At 38.1% G+C, this 17,004-nt stretch carries 14 protein-coding genes and 2 tRNA genes; 2 read left to right on the forward strand and 14 right to left on the reverse strand.

Annotation, left to right across the window (positions count from 1 at the left end; genetic code table 11):
* Window positions 1-131 precede the first annotated feature (131 nt).
* Complete coding sequence (gene plsY / locus FYJ79_RS11265) at window positions 132-740, forward strand: glycerol-3-phosphate 1-O-acyltransferase PlsY (protein ID WP_154518421.1); 609 nt, start codon at window positions 132-134, stop codon at window positions 738-740.
* 30 nt (window positions 741-770) lie between these two features.
* On the opposite strand, the gene FYJ79_RS11270 is transcribed toward plsY, so the two are convergent.
* The 12 genes from FYJ79_RS11270 to FYJ79_RS11325 form a co-directional block, all read right to left on the reverse strand.
* Window positions 771-1,400, reverse strand: coding sequence for a histidine phosphatase family protein (locus FYJ79_RS11270; protein WP_154518424.1), 630 nt, complete (start codon window positions 1,398-1,400; stop codon window positions 771-773).
* Between the two features lie 39 nt (window positions 1,401-1,439).
* A complete protein-coding gene (locus FYJ79_RS11275; protein WP_033161763.1) occupies window positions 1,440-1,649 on the reverse strand; it encodes a YneF family protein in 210 nt (69 codons plus the stop codon).
* A gap of 87 nt (window positions 1,650-1,736) precedes the next feature.
* Complete coding sequence (gene tkt, locus FYJ79_RS11280) at window positions 1,737-3,707, reverse strand: transketolase (protein WP_154518427.1); 1,971 nt, start codon at window positions 3,705-3,707, stop codon at window positions 1,737-1,739.
* A gap of 64 nt (window positions 3,708-3,771) precedes the next feature.
* Window positions 3,772-3,996 carry a DUF896 domain-containing protein gene (locus FYJ79_RS11285; protein ID WP_154518430.1) on the reverse strand — a complete coding sequence of 75 codons (225 nt, stop codon included), beginning with the start codon at window positions 3,994-3,996 and terminating at the stop codon, window positions 3,772-3,774.
* A gap of 212 nt (window positions 3,997-4,208) precedes the next feature.
* Window positions 4,209-5,495 (reverse strand): EF-P 5-aminopentanol modification-associated protein YfmH, encoded by a 1,287-nt coding sequence (yfmH, locus tag FYJ79_RS11290; protein WP_154518433.1) that lies wholly within the window; start codon window positions 5,493-5,495, stop codon window positions 4,209-4,211.
* A complete protein-coding gene (gene yfmF, locus FYJ79_RS11295; RefSeq protein WP_195837085.1) occupies window positions 5,467-6,756 on the reverse strand; it encodes an EF-P 5-aminopentanol modification-associated protein YfmF in 1,290 nt (429 codons plus the stop codon). The genes yfmH and yfmF overlap by 29 nt, the downstream gene beginning before the upstream one ends.
* A 78-nt stretch (window positions 6,757-6,834) precedes the next feature.
* Window positions 6,835-7,797, reverse strand: a complete 963-nt coding sequence (locus FYJ79_RS11300; RefSeq protein ID WP_154518440.1) for an ABC transporter permease — start codon at window positions 7,795-7,797, stop codon at window positions 6,835-6,837.
* Window positions 7,797-8,903 (reverse strand): ABC transporter permease, encoded by a 1,107-nt coding sequence (locus FYJ79_RS11305; protein WP_154518443.1) that lies wholly within the window; start codon window positions 8,901-8,903, stop codon window positions 7,797-7,799. The genes FYJ79_RS11300 and FYJ79_RS11305 overlap by 1 nt, the downstream gene beginning before the upstream one ends.
* Entirely contained in the window at window positions 8,893-10,410 is a 1,518-nt protein-coding gene (locus tag FYJ79_RS11310) for an ABC transporter ATP-binding protein (protein ID WP_154518458.1), read from the reverse strand. The genes FYJ79_RS11305 and FYJ79_RS11310 overlap by 11 nt, the downstream gene beginning before the upstream one ends.
* Before the next feature lie 123 nt (window positions 10,411-10,533).
* Window positions 10,534-11,625 (reverse strand): BMP family lipoprotein, encoded by a 1,092-nt coding sequence (locus FYJ79_RS11315; RefSeq protein WP_154518446.1) that lies wholly within the window; start codon window positions 11,623-11,625, stop codon window positions 10,534-10,536.
* 136 nt (window positions 11,626-11,761) lie between these two features.
* On the reverse strand, window positions 11,762-14,092 hold the full coding sequence (locus tag FYJ79_RS11320; protein WP_154518449.1) for a DNA translocase FtsK: 2,331 nt from the start codon (window positions 14,090-14,092) through the stop codon (window positions 11,762-11,764).
* A gap of 67 nt (window positions 14,093-14,159) precedes the next feature.
* Window positions 14,160-15,857, reverse strand: coding sequence for a ribonuclease J (locus FYJ79_RS11325; RefSeq protein ID WP_154518452.1), 1,698 nt, complete (start codon window positions 15,855-15,857; stop codon window positions 14,160-14,162).
* 160 nt (window positions 15,858-16,017) lie between these two features.
* Here FYJ79_RS11325 and FYJ79_RS11330 point away from each other — a divergent pair, with 160 nt between their 5' ends.
* Complete coding sequence (locus FYJ79_RS11330; protein ID WP_154518455.1) at window positions 16,018-16,518, forward strand: hypothetical protein; 501 nt, start codon at window positions 16,018-16,020, stop codon at window positions 16,516-16,518.
* Window positions 16,519-16,538: 20 nt separating this feature from the next.
* Here FYJ79_RS11330 and FYJ79_RS11335 read toward each other — a convergent pair.
* Window positions 16,539-16,615, reverse strand: a tRNA-Arg gene (locus FYJ79_RS11335).
* Between the two features lie 111 nt (window positions 16,616-16,726).
* Window positions 16,727-16,803 (reverse strand) — tRNA-Arg (locus FYJ79_RS11340).
* Between the last annotated feature and the right edge of the window lie 201 nt (window positions 16,804-17,004).

Genomic DNA, 17,004 nt, shown 5'->3' on the forward strand with positions numbered 1-17,004 from the left:
AAAAATATAGATACAAATCCACAGTGCTTATAAATGATATCATCAATGGCCGTAGATGATATCATTCTTAATTCGGCTAGAAAGGAAAAATACTCAATTCTAACCTTAAATTGAGTATACGTGAAAAAAATATGAAATTGCTGCTAACAACACTATGTTTACTAGCAAGCTATCTGTATGGATCCATTCCTTTTGCCTTAGTAATTGGGAAAGTTTTCTATAATACAGATGTCAGGGAGTCTGGTTCACATAATCTAGGAGGGACAAATGCTGGCCGTGTCTTAGGGAAGAAGGTAGGTGCTGCGGTTATCGCACTAGATGCGACGAAATGTATTGTCACGGTGCTTTTTGCCCGTTTCATGATTCAGACATTTCAGCTTTGGCCTGATCTTATATACCCTTGTGCTTTTCTTTGTATTTTTGGTCACTGCTATCCATGCTTTGCCCAGTTCAAAGGCGGTAAAGGTGTCTCTAGTGCTATCGCTTATACACTCGTAACAAATCTCTATTCTTTCTTCATTGCTCTTGCGACATTCTTAGTGACATTGAAAATCAGTAAGTTTGTTTCGCTTTCATCCATACTTGGATGTGTTTCTGTATGTATTGCCATGTTCTTTGTTGAACCTAACATGGTTGCTCGTATTACTAATGTCTTCATAACAGCATTAGTGATTTATCGCCATCATGCTAATATTGGACGTATTATTCATGATGAAGAATCAAAAGTAAAATGGTTATAGTAAAAGAGAATGGTCGTAAGCCATTCTCTTTTACTTTGTATAGGATTCATTAGCCTGATAGGGTAAATAGTCATTCTCGCCTAATGTTTCAATATGATAATCTCCATCATAATCAACAATCGTTAGCGAGCAGCCATCAACAACCTGCCGATTTACCTTCACAAAATCATGACGGCTTAAATGACGCATGCAAGCCATGAAAATTGTAAAGCAGAAGCCATGTGTCACAATAAAGACGTTGTCATAATTCTTATGCGTAATGTCATTTAAAAAGTCATTCACACGTTCGATGATACTTGTATAGCTTTCGCCCTCAGGCATTCCTTCAATAGCATCAGGTTCATTCCATAGCTTTGTATAAGCCTCTTTAAGATCATCAGGCATATGGTCTATATATTTGCCTTCGGCTAAGCCAAAATTCATCTCGCGAATGCGCTCATCTTTGATGATCTGCTCTTGAGGAAAGACAAGCTGAGCTGTATCGTAGGCACGTTTGATAGGTGAAGCATAAATGGCGTCAAAATGTATTGAGCTCACTTTTTTACGTAATGCTAAAGCATTCTCGATGCCCTGCTCAACAAGTGGTGAATCCTGACATCCCTGTAGTCTACGCTCTTGATTCCAAACTGTTTTTCCATGCCTTGTAATATATATTTTCATTACAAATCCTCCTATAAAAGAAAATAAGGGCTTACACCCTTATTTATATTGATCATTTATACTTTTCATGATTTTTCTAATCTGTGCTTCACTAGGTTTACGACCAGTTCCCTGGAACATAGCACGAACCATCTTTTCATTGATAGGTGGATTCTTCTTAAGTTCTCTCTTGAACATCCATCTAGCAAAGAAGAAACCAACTAAAGCACCAATAATAACTGAAATAAAAACAGTTGCAAAGTTTGCCATTCTTTTCGCCTCCAATAAATCTTTTATATTATAACAAAGAGATAAGAATTTGTAAAATCAAAAGAAAGGGATGAACCCTTTCAATGATTATAATTCCTGGTAATTCTTAATGACATTTTCTACAGTGAAGCCATATTCAGCAATAACCTTGCTAGCAGGTGCTGAAGCTCCATATGTATGAACAGACATTGCTTTGCCATCCAAGCCAACATATTTATACCAGCCAAAGTCTGTCTGCATTTCTACAGAAAGACGCTTGCGACAAGCTTTTGGTAAGATTGATTCCTGATATTCTGCTGACTGGGCATCAAAGCGTTCACAGCTTGGCATAGAGACAACACGCACGCCAATACCTTCAGCATTGAGCTTATTGCTTGCTTCAATCGCAAGAGATACTTCTGAACCAGTAGCAATGATAATACCATCAAGTTCATGCTCTTCCTTACGAACGATATAAGCCCCATGTGCTACATCATCATATGTGGCATTCGTGATATTTGGCACATCCTGTCTTGTCAAAATGAGGGCAGTTGGTGCATCAGTTGTTTCAACAGCAATCTTCCAAGCAGCCATCATTTCAGAAGCATCAGCAGGTCTTAATACTTGCATGTTGATCATGCTTCTTAACATGGCGAGCTGTTCAACTGGCTGATGTGTCGGACCATCTTCACCAACGGCAATAGAGTCATGGGATAATGGCAGGATAATTGGTAATTTCATAAGACATGCCATACGAGCAGCTGCTTTGAAATAGTCGGAGAAGACTAAGAATCCTCCTGCAGCAACTTTAATGCCATGATGCAATGTCATACCATTCATAATCGCAACCATAGCAAATTCTCTGATACCAAAATAGAGATTGCGGCCGTTATAATGATCAGGACCAAAACGATCTTCGTTCGCAATTGTTGTTTTTGTAGAACTTGCAAGATCGGCTGTACCTGAAAGGAATGTTGGGTTCTGTTTAGCAACTTCCTGTATAACTTTTAAACTTGTATTTCTTGTTGCTTCTTTATCGTTGAAATGATATGTCTTGGCAAGTTCCTCATAGTCCAATGTAAACTTCCCTTCCATAGCATTCATATATTCCTCATAAGCTTCAGGATAAGCTTCTTTATAGGCTTTTAAAAGCTTATTCCATTTATTGTATGCGCGCTTACCACGATTAAAGACATTCTTTTTAAAGTCATCATAAACTTCTTCTGGGACAAAGAAATCTTCATGATCAAAGCCGTATGATAGCTTTGCATACTTGCCATCCTCGTCCCCTAATGGTGCGCCATGAACCTTATTTGTACCCTGGTTCTTTGAACCATAGCCGATTGTTGTCTTCATGATGATAATAGATGGTTTGAAGCTTTCCTTCTTGGCACGACGAATCGCTTTAAGCAATGCTGTAGTGTCATTGCCATCAGCAACTTCGATAACTTGCCAGTTCATCGCTTCATAACGCTTCTTTACATTTTCACTAAATGAATAGGATAAAGGACCATCTAGTGTAACGTCGTTGTTATCATAAATGACAAGTAACTTGCCTAAAGCAAGATGACCCGCTAATGAAGACGCTTCATAAGAAACACCTTCCTGCATATCACCATCACCACATAAAACATATGTAAAATGATCGACGATATTGAAATCAGGCTTGTTGTATTTTGTAGCTAAGAACTTTTCTGCCATAGCCATACCAACAGCCATAGGAATACCTTGCCCCAAAGGACCGCTTGAAGCATCAACACCTTCGGTTACATCACATTCAGGATGACCAGGCGTTTTGCTTCCCCACTGTCTAAATGCTTTAAGATCTTCGATTGAAAGATCGAAGCCTGACAAGTGTAATAATGAATAAAGCAATGCACTTGCATGTCCGCTTGCTAGTACGAAGCGATCACGGTTGTCCCACTTTGCTTGCTTAGGATTAACACGTAATTCTTTCGTAAAGAGCGTGTATAAAGCAGGTGCAGCATCTAATACCATACCTGGATGACCTGACTTAGCTTTATTGATCATATCAATGCCAAGAGATCTAATGGTTGCAATAGATAATTCAGAATCCATTTTTTTATAATCCCCCTATTTTCCAACTAACAATAACATAAAAAAGGTGTTTTTGGAACACCTTTTAATGAACTTTTTTCTTTCTATGGGCAGGCGTAACGTCATTGCCATCAGGATCGATAACACGAATACCTTCGAGCTGCTGACGCATCCCTTCTCTAAAGATTTTAATATATTGCGCTCGGAGTTCTTTTTGTCTTGCTTTTTCTTCAGGAGATAATTCCTGAGTCTTACTTTTATGGGCAAGTGCATTAATCTCCTTAATGAGTGCATCCATCTGATCTGACATGTATTTCACCTCAAATTAAAGGACCTAAGAGCTTTAGTCTATCCCTGTTGTAATTACAGGTGGGTATCTTGCATCACGCTTTAGGATCCCTACATAAATGCAGGTATTCAACACCGCAGATAACAATCAGATTCCCTTATGATAAATGTAGGAAATGCATATATCTCTTAGGTCACTCACATTATATCATAACTTATTAACTCGTCAATTGATTATTTCGCGATTGGTACAATCGTAAAATCAGCACTATATTCATCGTTGAAAAGAGGTAATATAGCTTGAATGTCTGAAACTTTCATAGCATTAATTTCATCAATTAATGTAAAGGCATTGATTCCTTCAAAATAATAGCGGCTAAACATATTAGCAACTGTTTCTAATGAATTAAATGCCTGAATTAGAATACCGATATTCTTCTTTTTGACACGTTCAAGTGCCCTTTCATCAATCTCATAATCCTTCATGTTTCTAATTAATTCATGCAGTTTATTTCTTAGCTTCTCACTCTTGTCACTGTCACAAGAAATGCTGTAGAAGGCATAATCTCTCTCCTGTGTTAAGCCAGCAGAGAAAGAGTCATTGATTAAGCCTTGATTACTCCATTCTTCTCTTAGTGTTGAGCTTTTAGAGAAAAGCATATCGGTTAGAAGTGTAAAGGCTAATTCGCGTTTAAGCTTTTTGTGAGAATCTTGTGGGGTATCATTAATTTTGATATTAACAGCTACTTTATCAACAGTAACATCCATCATCTTGACTTCTGACTTGACATCAACTTGTTTGGGTTCATTGATTGTCCCACGAATAATTGGTGGCATTGGTGAAAAATGCTTTCTTGCCTGATTATTTCTAATCTCTTCCATCATTTCATCGGCATTGAAATGTCCTGTTACAAAAAGCATCATATTGCTTGGATGATAAAACGTATTATAGATGCGATGAAGCATTGTTGCATCGATTTTAGCAATCGATTCAACTGTACCAGCAATATCAATGCGGACAGGATGATTGTGATAGAGATTATGAACACCACCAAAATAGCTTTGCCAGTCTGGATTATCGTCATACATGCCAATTTCCTGACTGATAATGCCACGTTCTTTTTCTACTGATTCCTGTGTAACATTGCATTCCTGGACAAAGTCTAGTAAGAGATTGACACAGGCTTTTTCATGAGATGTTGTTGAAAAGAGGTAAGCAGTTCTTGTGTTAGAAGTGAAGGCATTTGAACTGGCTCCTAGTTTCGCAAATTCATTTGAAGCATCACCACCATCCATATCAAACATTTTATGTTCTAGATAATGGGCAACACCGTCAGGTACAGTCATCATTTCTGTTTCATTGATTGGTACGAATGTTGTATCGACTGAACCAAAGTTTGTTGTAAAGAGACCATATGTTTTTGTGAAATCAGGTTTAGGCATAAGATAAACCTGTAGACCATTGTCCATCACTTCATGATAGAGTGTTTCTTTAATTGTCTGATAATATATCTTTTCCATAAGGGTCCTTTCTTGTTAAGAGATAAACAGTATCGAGTTTAATTTGCTGAGCACATCTTATAATATCTTCACGAGTTACTGCATTAATCTTATTAATGTAATCCTGAATAGATTGCTGTTTGTGGACAAGATCACGATTGTAAGCGAGTGATATCAAGTAGCTTGAAGAATCATAGGCCTTTGTCAGTGAAGAAACAACCATTTGTTTAGCCATAGCGAGTTCATCATCACTAAAGCTGCCATTTTTAAAATGAGCGATTTCTTCATCAATCAGGGCTCTTGCTTTTTGGTAATGCTTTGTCTCAATACCACTAGCAATTAACATAATGCTGTTGAAGGGATCATAGCTAGCAGAGATATAATAGCAAAGACTATTCTTTTCACGGACATTCAAGAACAGTCTACTTTGGGAATAGCCACCAAGCATATCAACGAAGATACTCATAGCTTCTGTATCATCATCTTTGAAATCAGTTTCTAATGTATAGCCTAGATTAAGCTTAGCCTGCGTAATTTCCTGCTTTTCAATGATTTCAAGCACTTCATCTTTCTCGCTGTTAAAATCATAGATAACAGGATATTCTTGGCTGTGGGCTTCAAAGTGCAAGTTGTTTTTAAAGCTTTCAACAACATGTTCATCAATATCACCTACAATATAGACATACTTATCGTCATTCTTAAGCATAGAAAGATAGGCCTGATAGATATCTTCCCCCGTGATTCTTTCAACATCTTCTTTTTCACCGATAGCACTGATATCAAGAGGTGTGTTCATGCCCATATAATGATAAAGCTGATCAATAGAATAATTCATTTTATCATCAAGAGCTTGTTGTATGCGGGCAATAATTTCTTTCTTTTTAATTTCAACGAGATCTTCATCAAAACTTTGATGACTGACTAATGGAGCAAAAAGTACTTCATTAAGTAAGCCAATCTGCTTTTCTAGAAGATCATCATTAACAGGCAGGAATTCCTGATTCACGGCTGTTGTTCTTAAAGAGATCATATGAGCTTGTCCCTTGCTTGAGACATTGGCGCTTAAACTAGCCCCATAGAGATCATCAAGATAGCTTGAAAGTGTTGCATTAGTTGGATATGTCTTTGTAGCACTTGTCATGACAAAGGCTAAAACTGCTCTCAAAGCGGCATTTTCTTTTGTCAGAGGAGCTTTAAAATTAATATGAATTGTGATGTCTTTGAATTTCTTTGATGGAATAATATGAAGGGTATAACCATCCATCTTAAATACATTTTGCATTGTTCCTTCCTCCATGAATCTTATTATAACTTAAATAGTTCTGTAAACAAAGAAAAAGGCTCTTAATGAGCCTTTAGACTAACGTCTTGATTTATCATATGGAATACCATCTGCACGAGGGGCAGAGCTATTCTTAGAAGTAAATGCAAGTAAGATCAATGTTGCTACATAAGGAATGAGTTTGTAGAACGTATCTGGTAACGAAAGTTTTGCGATAAATGGAATTGAGCTATAAGCAAATGAAATGGTCTTTGTAAAGCCAAAGAAGAATGCTGCTCCACCAATACGAAGTGGTGAATAGTTACCAAAGATCATAACAGCTAATGCCAAGAAACCATAACCAGCAACTGTACCAGTAAATTCAGTAGAAATTGGAATGATATAAATCAAACCACCAACACCAGCAAGAATACCTGAAAGAGCTACCCCAGCATATCTTGTCTTATAGACAGAGATACCAGCGGCATCAGCTGCCTGAGGGTTTTCACCACAACTTCTTAAATGAAGACCAAATTTTGTTTTCATCAAGAGATACCATGAGAAAGCCAAGAGCAAGAAGCCTAAGAATGTTGTAATATAGCAATTCTTAAAAAGCAAGTCACCAAGAACTGGGATGGATCCAAGACCTGGAATGGATTCAATTCTGAACTCATTTGTAAAGGAAATATTCTGTGCACCATCCTGTACTGTCTTCGCAATAAAAATAGCAAGACCTGCACCTAAGATGTTAAGAGCGGTACCGGAAATTGTCTGGTCTGCTGCTAAGTTAATAGCTGCAAAGGCATGAAGCATTGAGAATAGCAAACCAGCAATAGCAGCAATAGCCATTGAGGTAAAAAGCAAAGGCATACCACTCAATACTTGATTCGTCTGTGCCCAGTTCATAAAGAAGATACCCGAGAAAGCACCAATAACCATGATACCTTCAAGAGCCAAGTTGACTACCCCACCACGTTCTGAGAACATTGCTCCAAGGGCAACAATCATAAGAGGAATCGCAAACAATAATGTTTGATTAAATAAGAAATAAACAATACTCATTATACTTTCCCCTCCTCTTTCTTTCGCTTATTTGCTTCATGTTTCGCAAAGACATGCTTAATAAACAATGTGAAAGAAGCAAAGTAAATAATAACACCTGTAATAATTTGAATAACTTCAACTGCAATATTAAGGGACTGGAGGTAGTTACCACCAACATTAATATAACCCATGAACAATGCTGCAAAGATACATCCAATTGGGTTAGAAAAGCCAAGTAAGGCAATTGGGATACCATTAAAGCCTTCATCTGGAAGCACTTCAGTAATCTGCAATGTCTTACCAGAACCACATAAGTATGGTAAAGCACCACCAACACCGGCAAAGAAACCGGCTGTTGCTAGGGCAAGAATAAGAGTTTTCTTTTCATTCATACCAGCATATTTCGCTGCATCTTTATTAAAGCCGACTGCCTTTAATTCATAGCCAAACTGTGTCTTATTCATAATGATCCAGGCAAGAATACATAAACCTACAGCAATTAAGAAAGCAACAACGAAACGTAAATTTGAGTCACCAGTTGAAAGCAAGCTATCAAGAGGTGTTCTTGGTAATGAACGAGATTCAGGAATCGTCATGGATTCGGCACCGGTAGAGTTATAAATTGTTGACTTAATGCCCTGGATGACGAGAAGCAAACAAATATAGTTACACATGATACCGGAAATTACGACATTGACGTTCTTAAAAGCCTTCAGGAAGCCAGGAATAAGTGCCCATAATGCACCAGCTAAGCCTGCACATAGTACGGCAACAATCCACACGAGGCTATCAGGAATAAACGTCCAGCGAATAGAGATGTACATGGCTACAAATGAACCGATGAGGTACTGGCCAGGAACACCAATGTTGAATTCGCCAGTCTTGTAAGCAAAGGCTACACAAAGACCCGTCATCATGATAGGAATAGAAAGATAAATCATTTGTGAGAAGGATTCAGTCCCACGATAGAAACCACCGGATAAGAGAATACCGAAACCTTCAAATGCTTCGCTTGGCGCAAAGATTAAGATAATGATAAATCCAACAACAAGTCCAAAGAAGATGGAAATGAGAGAGGCAATAACAGATTTTGTGCCATCTTTTGCGAATAATTTACTTAGCATATTGTGCGCCTCGCTTACTTCCGGCCATGTAAAGGCCTAATTCTTTAATATCTGTTGTCTTAGGATCTAAGTCACCAACGATTTCTCCTTCATACATTACAAGAATACGGTCACTTAAAGCCATAACTTCATCAAGTTCAAGTGAAACAAGAAGGACAGCTTTGCCTTCATCACGCTGTTTAACAATCTGTTTATGGATGAATGAAATAGCTCCGACATCAAGACCACGCGTTGGCTGAACGGCGATAAGTAAATCACCATTAGCTTCAACTTCTCTAGCGACGATGGCCTTCTGCTGGTTACCACCTGACATGCCACGAACAATAGACTTACGTCCTTCCCCGCTACGCACATCGTATTCTTCAATGAGCTTATCAGCATACTGATCCATCTTTTCGAAATCTAAGAAGCCATTTTTATGGTATTCAGGCTTGTAGTAATTCTTAAGATTGATATTCATCGATAAGTTATAATCAAGCACTAAGCCATGCTTATGACGATCTTCAGGAATATGCTTCATGCCATCATCGATTCTTTCACGAATGGATTTATGTGTGATATCAATATCATTCAAATAGATTTTGCCACTTGTCGGCTGAGCTAAGCCTGATAGATTATAGACAAGTTCAGTCTGGCCGTTACCATCAATGCCGGCAATACAAACAATCTCCCCTGCTCTTGCTTCAAAAGAAACATCATTAACTAAAGCTTTGTTGGCATTCTTAGGATGATAAGTTAAATGTTCAACCTTCAAGATAACATCTTTAGGCTGAGCTGGTGTTTTATCAACAACAAGCTGTACCTTATGACCAACCATCTTTTCTGAGAGCTGTTCCTTGCTGACGTCAGCTACGTTGACAGTATCAACATACTTGCCCTTACGTAAGATTGTACAACGGTCAGCAACAGCCTTAATTTCATTAAGTTTATGAGTGATGAAGATAATAGATTTACCTTCAGCCTTTAAGTTTTTCATGATGATCATTAATTCATCAATTTCCTGTGGTGTTAATACGGCTGTCGGTTCGTCAAAGATTAAAATATCATTATCTCTAAATAACATTTTCAAAATCTCTACACGTTGCTGCATGCCAACGGTAATGTTTTCAATAAGTGCATCCGGGTCAACGTTAAGCTTATATTTTTCAGAAAGCTCCATGACTTTCTTGCGTGCGTTTCCCTTTACTAATTTTCCACCAAATCCAGTTTCTTCAATACCAAGAATGATATTTTCAAGAACTGTGAAATTATGAACCAGTTTAAAATGCTGATGAACCATGCCGATACGATACTTATTAGCATCATTAGGGTCATTGATTTTTACAGCTTTACCATTAATGCGAATTTCTCCTTCATCAGGCTGATAAAGGCCAAAGAGAATACTCATCAAGGTTGATTTACCGGCTCCGTTTTCTCCAAGCAGGGCATGAATTTCGCCTTTTTTTACTTGGAGAGTGATATTGTCGTTTGCTTTAATACCTGGGAACTCTTTTGTGATATTAAGCATCTCGATTGCATAATCGTCCAATATCGCCACCCCTTTCTGTCGGTATTATACTATAAAGTTGTATGAAAAGATATGCTTTTTCGTTGAAAAAAGAGATGAGCCATAGCTCATCTCTCAGTCATCTTATTTCTGATAATCTACAGTAACGTTTGTTAATACAGACTTTAAGTTAGCTGTATTAGGATCGCCCTTAGCGTTAGCATCAACATCAGCATAAGATACGATCTTGATTGAGCCATCAGATACTTTCTTGAAGACTTCATCGTAATCAGCTTTCTTGAAGTTCTTGAATCTTGAGAAGTCTGGTGATAATCCAACGTCACCATCTTTTGCTTCAAGCAAGTGAACGCCACCTGTAAACTTGCCGTCATAGCTTGCCTTGATTTCATCTTTGACAACTTTCTTAACATTCTTCATTGCTGAAGTAATAACAGTTTCAGACTGGCTCTTCTGGTCAGAGTCAACACCGATAACTTTCTTGTTTGTTTCTTTTGCGGCTGCAAAGATTGAGTTACAGATCTGGCCACCACAAGAGAAGATAACTTCAGTGCCACCATTATACCAACCAGTAGCTTTAGTCTTGATTTCTGGTGATTCATTGAATGAGCCTGTGTAATAATACTTTACATCAACTGTCTTATTCATCATCTTGGCAGCATCATTTGCACCCTGTAAATAACCATAGCCGTAGTTAATAACTGCAGGTAATGCAATACCACCCATGAAACCTAATTTTGTGTAGCCATCTTTTACAGCTGCATAACCAGCTAAATAACCAGGCTGGTATTCTTTGAATGTAGCGGCATAAACATTGCTCTTAGGTTCAACGTTATTACCCTTTGCATCCTGTGGCTGGAAGTCAATTAAGACAAAGTGAATATCTTTATACTTTTCATCGTTCTGAAGTTCGCCCATGGCTGCTGCAAATTTGAAGCCAGGTAATACAATGACTTTAGCTCCATTATCTTTTGCATTTTTGATTTGAGCTTTGTAACCTGCTGTATCAAAGTTTGCAGGCTTGTAATACTTGTATCCCTTTCCATTCTTTTCGCCATACTCCTTGACTGCTTCCCATGCAGACTGGTTGAATGACTTATCATTGATTCCTCCTGAATCAGTGATCAAGGCGATTTCAGGCTTTGCTTTGCTTCCTGAACCACCACATCCTACTAGTGCCATTGAAGCAACTAGTAATGATGCCATTAGCTTTTTCATTTTCCGCTTTCCTCCTTAAATAAATCTACAATTATAATATCACCCACAAGCAGCATTTAAAAGAAAATTCATGTGTTTTTAATATTATTTTTATTTTCGACGTAATGTTGCTAGCAAAAAAGAAGAGTAAGCATGCTTACTCTTCAATAGGTTCTTCACTATATGAGCGAATATAGACTTCTCTAGGCTTGGAGCCAATCTGTGGTCCAATAACACCATTCTCCTCTAGCTGATCCATAATTCTTGCTGCTTTGTTGTAGCCAATACGGAAACGTCTTTGTAAGAGTGATGTACTTGCACGTTGTTCCTGAATGACAAAATCACGACATTCTTCATATTCGTCATCAAAATCAGCATAGGGATCATCATCTTCATTGCTGCTGCCTTTTTCATTGCTTGCTTCTTTAGCGTTGACATATTTATCTTCATATGTGGCATCCATCTGGCTTGATGCATATTCAACTACACGCGCCACTTCACTATCATCCACAAATGCCCCCTGTACACGGGTTGCACTTGAAGCGTTCATTGGGTTGAAAAGCATATCCCCCTTGCCAAGCAGTTTCTCCGCTCCACCGCTATCAAGAATGGTTCTTGAATCAACGGAACTAGAAACGGCGAAAGCAATACGTGAAGGGATGTTTGCTTTGATGACACCAGTGATAATATTTGTTGAAGGTCGTTGTGTTGCTACGATCATGTGAATACCAGCGGCACGGGCCATTTGAGAAATTCGCATAATACAATCTTCAACTGTTTTACTTGCGACCATCATCAAGTCGGCAACTTCGTCAAGAATCACAACAATATAAGGCATGATTTCTTTCTGCTCGTCTTCGCTTGCTGTTTCATTGAATTTCTTAGCATATTTATTATAGTTTGTCATATTACGCTGGTTGTTTTCTGCAAAGACTTCATATCGTCTTTCCATTTCCTTAACTACTTCCTGTAATACGCCAGCTGCTTTCTTTGCATCAGTGACAACTGGAGCTAGAAGATGAGGAACACCATTATAGTTAGAAAGCTCAACTTTCTTAGGATCGACAAGAATCAAACGGACTTGTTCTGGAGTTGCTTTCATCAGTAAAGAGGTAATAATGACATTCACACAGACTGATTTACCTGAACCAGTTGCCCCTGCAATTAATAAGTGAGGCATCTTGTTTAATTCAGCTGTAACTATGTTTCCTTCAATATCTTTACCAAGTGGTACAGCAAGAACATTTTGATATGTTGGGTCTTTTTTTGAAAGCTGGAAAACTTCATTGAAAGGTACCATCGCCGGTGTTTTGTTTGGAATTTCAATACCAACATAAGGCTTACCAGGAATTGGCGCTTCAATACGGATTTCCTTTGCTGCTAAGGCTAGCTGGATATCATCCTGCAAGGATAGAATCTTATTGACACGAGTCCCTATTTCTAGTCGTAATTCATATTTCGTAACAGTTGGACCTATATGAAGTTCCTCAACATGCGCATTGACACCAAACTGCTTCAGTAATTCTTCAAGTGTAGCAGCTGTTGCTTTCGCGTTATGCATTTCTTCATTGCTGCTTTTTGTACGTTTTATAGGATTTAAAAGTGTGACTGGAGGAAGCTGATAATGAGCGAGTGATGTTGCTTTATGAGGCATTGGGACATCAACGATAGAGTCTTTCTTTTCTGCCTGTTTTGCTTTTTGAGGCTTCTTATCAACTATATCAAGCCTTTCTGTTTGATCATTAAAGGCAAAAGCACTTGTGATTTCTGGTTCAAGTGGCATGTCCTTCTTTTTGTCTTCAAAGACTTCATCAGGAAAGAGCGGCAATTCCTCTTCTTGATCGCTGAAAAAGTCAAAGAATTTAGGTCCCTTCTTTTTTACATAAACTTTATTAATGACAGGTTCATCCTGATGATTGATGACTTTCGGCTCGTTTGCTTCTTCGCTTTTTTCTGGAAGCGGATGTTCCTCACGATACTGCTTATAACGAAGATAAAGCTTTGTATCCACCATAATAAAACCGATCATAAAAATGATGATGGCTGCAATAAGGGCCCCTAAAGCATCGAAGAGCTCACTAAGGCCACCATAGAGCACGATTCCCAAAAGACCACCTTTAAAGCTCATTTTTCCAGCAATATACTGACTAATCAAGTGAATACCTTGGCCATTCTTTGAGAAACAAAGGAAAATAAGAATAGCTGCTGACATCATATAAGTACCAACTGCTTCAGGTGATGTCGGATTGAACAATTCTCCCTTTATAAAACTCATAAAAAAAGCAAGTCCCACAAGACTTAATCCAATATAAGTCATAATTGGCCCAAATAAATAGCTCAAACCATTAAATAGCCCCTCGCCAACAAAGCCTAAATGCCCTAATGTGATTACTATGAAGAAAATCACGATAAGATTCAAGATGCGAATCTTAAGGGGAGTGAGTGCTTCATTCTTTTTTACTGCTTTTTTCTTTTTTTTCTTAGCCATACTACCCCTCCATCCATTGCATTATAGCAAATTCTTTTTTCAAAGTAAAAGCAAGGTTTAACCTTGCTTAGACTTCAATAATAACACCAATAAAGACTGGCTTCTTGCCTGTTTCTTTTGTGATATAGCGCATGCTGGCATCTCGCATTGCATTACGAATTTCCTGAACATCTGTATCAGGATGCTCTTTGAGCTTGCCAACAGCTTGCTCACATAGTTCAATCACATGTTTAATGACATGTGCTGAGTCTTTCAGATAGACAAAGCCCCTCGTCTGGCAATCTGTTTGCGAGATGATTTCTTTTGTATGCTTATCGATTGTCACACCGACAACGACAATACCGTCGTTGGATAGCTGAATACGATCATCAATGACCTTATCGCCCACATCGCCGATACCAGCACCATCGACCATTACATCTTCCATTTCAATGACTTCACGATTGGCATTAAGTTTGCCTTTTTCAAAGCCGATACGTTCACCATTATCAAGAATGATAATATGGTCTTCTTTGATATTCATACTTCTTGCGACAGAGGCATTTGCGACAAAGTTTTGATATTCACCTTTGATTGGCAAATAGTATTTAGGCTTAAAGAATTGAATAAGCACTTTGAGATCTTCCTGACTGGCATGCATTGAGAACAGCTGTCTGTTTTTCAAAATAGCAACTTTAGCATCTGTCTTATAGAGATCGTTGAAGCATTTGTTGGCAATTTTTTCTGTTCCAGGTAAGACTGGTGAAGCAAGAATGAATGTATCGCCTTCACGGATCTTCAAGAGATCATCGCCCCCATCAACAATATCGAGAATATCATTATAAATATTATGAGGAGCACCACTTAATAAGACAACGTAGTTACGGTCTTTGCGGGCATTACCCAAATTTTCTTTCTTGCCTAGATTGCGTTCTGGTACAGAAATGACAGGTTCACGCATGTTCTGTGAGAAACGTAAAATAGAATTTGTCTTATCATACTTATCACGGCCATAGAATACAATACGACGATGATATTTCTTTGTCAGTTCAATGATTTCCTTTGTTCTAAAGACATTCTGAGCATAGGAAGTAATAATAATACGTCCCGTCGCTTCTTCAAATAAGCCTTCAATCTTATCAGTCAGCTTATGCTTTGGTGAAGTATAGCCTGATTTTCTGGCATAGGACGATTCAGCCATCAAGACAAGAACGCCCTTTTTACCAATTTCCATCATCTTTTGTAAGTCGGCCTTAAATCCATCCGGAGCACCAAAATCAATAATGAATTCACCACCATAGACAACATAGCCCTGAGATGTGTCAATCGCAACACCAATAGAGCCGGGAATTGAATGCGTAACTGGGAAGAATTCAACCCTTGTACCTTCAATAATTGCATAGCCATTACGTTTAACACGCTTGATAGCAAGCTTCAAATCAACACGACGATGTCTCTCAAAACGTTCAACCATCTGTTCAATCAAATCAGCTGTCAGCGATGGTGCATAGACAGGAATGCCAGGTATAGCATTCAGCAAGTATGGTAAAGCAGCCATCGCATCATCATGCGCATGGGTGATAATGATTGCTACGATATCTTCCTTTCTCGAAATTAAATAATCAAAGCTAGGAATAACGATATCCACCCCTAGCTTATCGAGGTCTGGAAAGCGATATCCTGCATCTATTATAAAAATCTTCTGGCCAACTTCAACGCAGTACATGCTCTTGCCATTCTCGGCCTGTCCGCCAATAGGCAAAATATTTACAGTTTCGTTTTTCATTTATAAAATCCTTTCTTATAAAAAATGCTTGTATTTGTTAGGTACATGATAACACAAAGGCATTTTGATAACAATCGAACTCATACTTAAAATAAGAGTTTACGCTCACTCTATCACAATAAACAATTCGGTATTATAATGACAAAGAGGTGATTCATTTATGGGAATAATCTTTATTGTTGTTGCCCTCTTTCTCTCCACGCGTGTTGATTTCATCAATGGAAATATGACACATACAGCTTTACTTCCTGAATATCATTATATAATGATTGTTTATATCGCAACATTAGCTCTCTATTATCTCTATCGACTTCATAATCATGATCATATCTTACAAGGATTGCTATATAGCTGTGCTTTTTGTCTTTTTGTCGGCATTCTTATTCCTTATACAGATAATCTTTTTTATGAACATGCCCATATCTTTTTTACATCATTAGGCTCGTTGTTTGCAATTGGTATAGTGATTCGTATGATTGATCGCCAGAGTCTGACAAACTACCATAAAGCGATGGTGGAACGAGGTTACTTGACATTTGTCATTGCCTTATTGTCAGCTATCTTCTTCTTTTGTGGGCAATTCAATGGCTTGTTTGAAGTGACTGGTTTATCAGCCTTTGTATTATTTGTAGAATATGATATGAAAAAACCTCGGAATTAACCGAGGCTTCTTTTTTAAGATGGCGTCGACGGAGGGATTCGAACCCGCGACCGCACGCTTAGAAGGCGTGTGCTCTATCCAGCTGAGCTACGTCGACATTTCTTAGTGCTTTCCTATAATACATAAATAAAACTAAGAATGCAAGAGGAAATAGTTTTTTCTTTGAAAAATTTCATAAAAAAAGATATCCTTTGATATCTATAAAAGATGGCGTCGACGGAGGGATTCGAACCCGCGACCGCACGCTTAGAAGGCGTGTGCTCTATCCAGCTGAGCTACGTCGACATCTCGATTGCTTGAATATAATAGCATGCATGTGGGCAAAAAGCAAGAAATATTTTTTGGAGAATAGGCAATAAAAAAAGGGTCTGTCCCGAAATAAAATAGACGCATAAAAAATAGCGGCATCACACATATAGTGAATGATGCCGCTATTTTGTGGTATAATAGAGCTATGGAAACTATAAAGAATAAAGACTCTATATA

The sequence above is a fragment of the Sharpea porci genome, from assembly GCF_009695655.1.
Classification (GTDB): domain Bacteria; phylum Bacillota_I; class Bacilli_A; order Erysipelotrichales; family Coprobacillaceae; genus Sharpea; species Sharpea porci.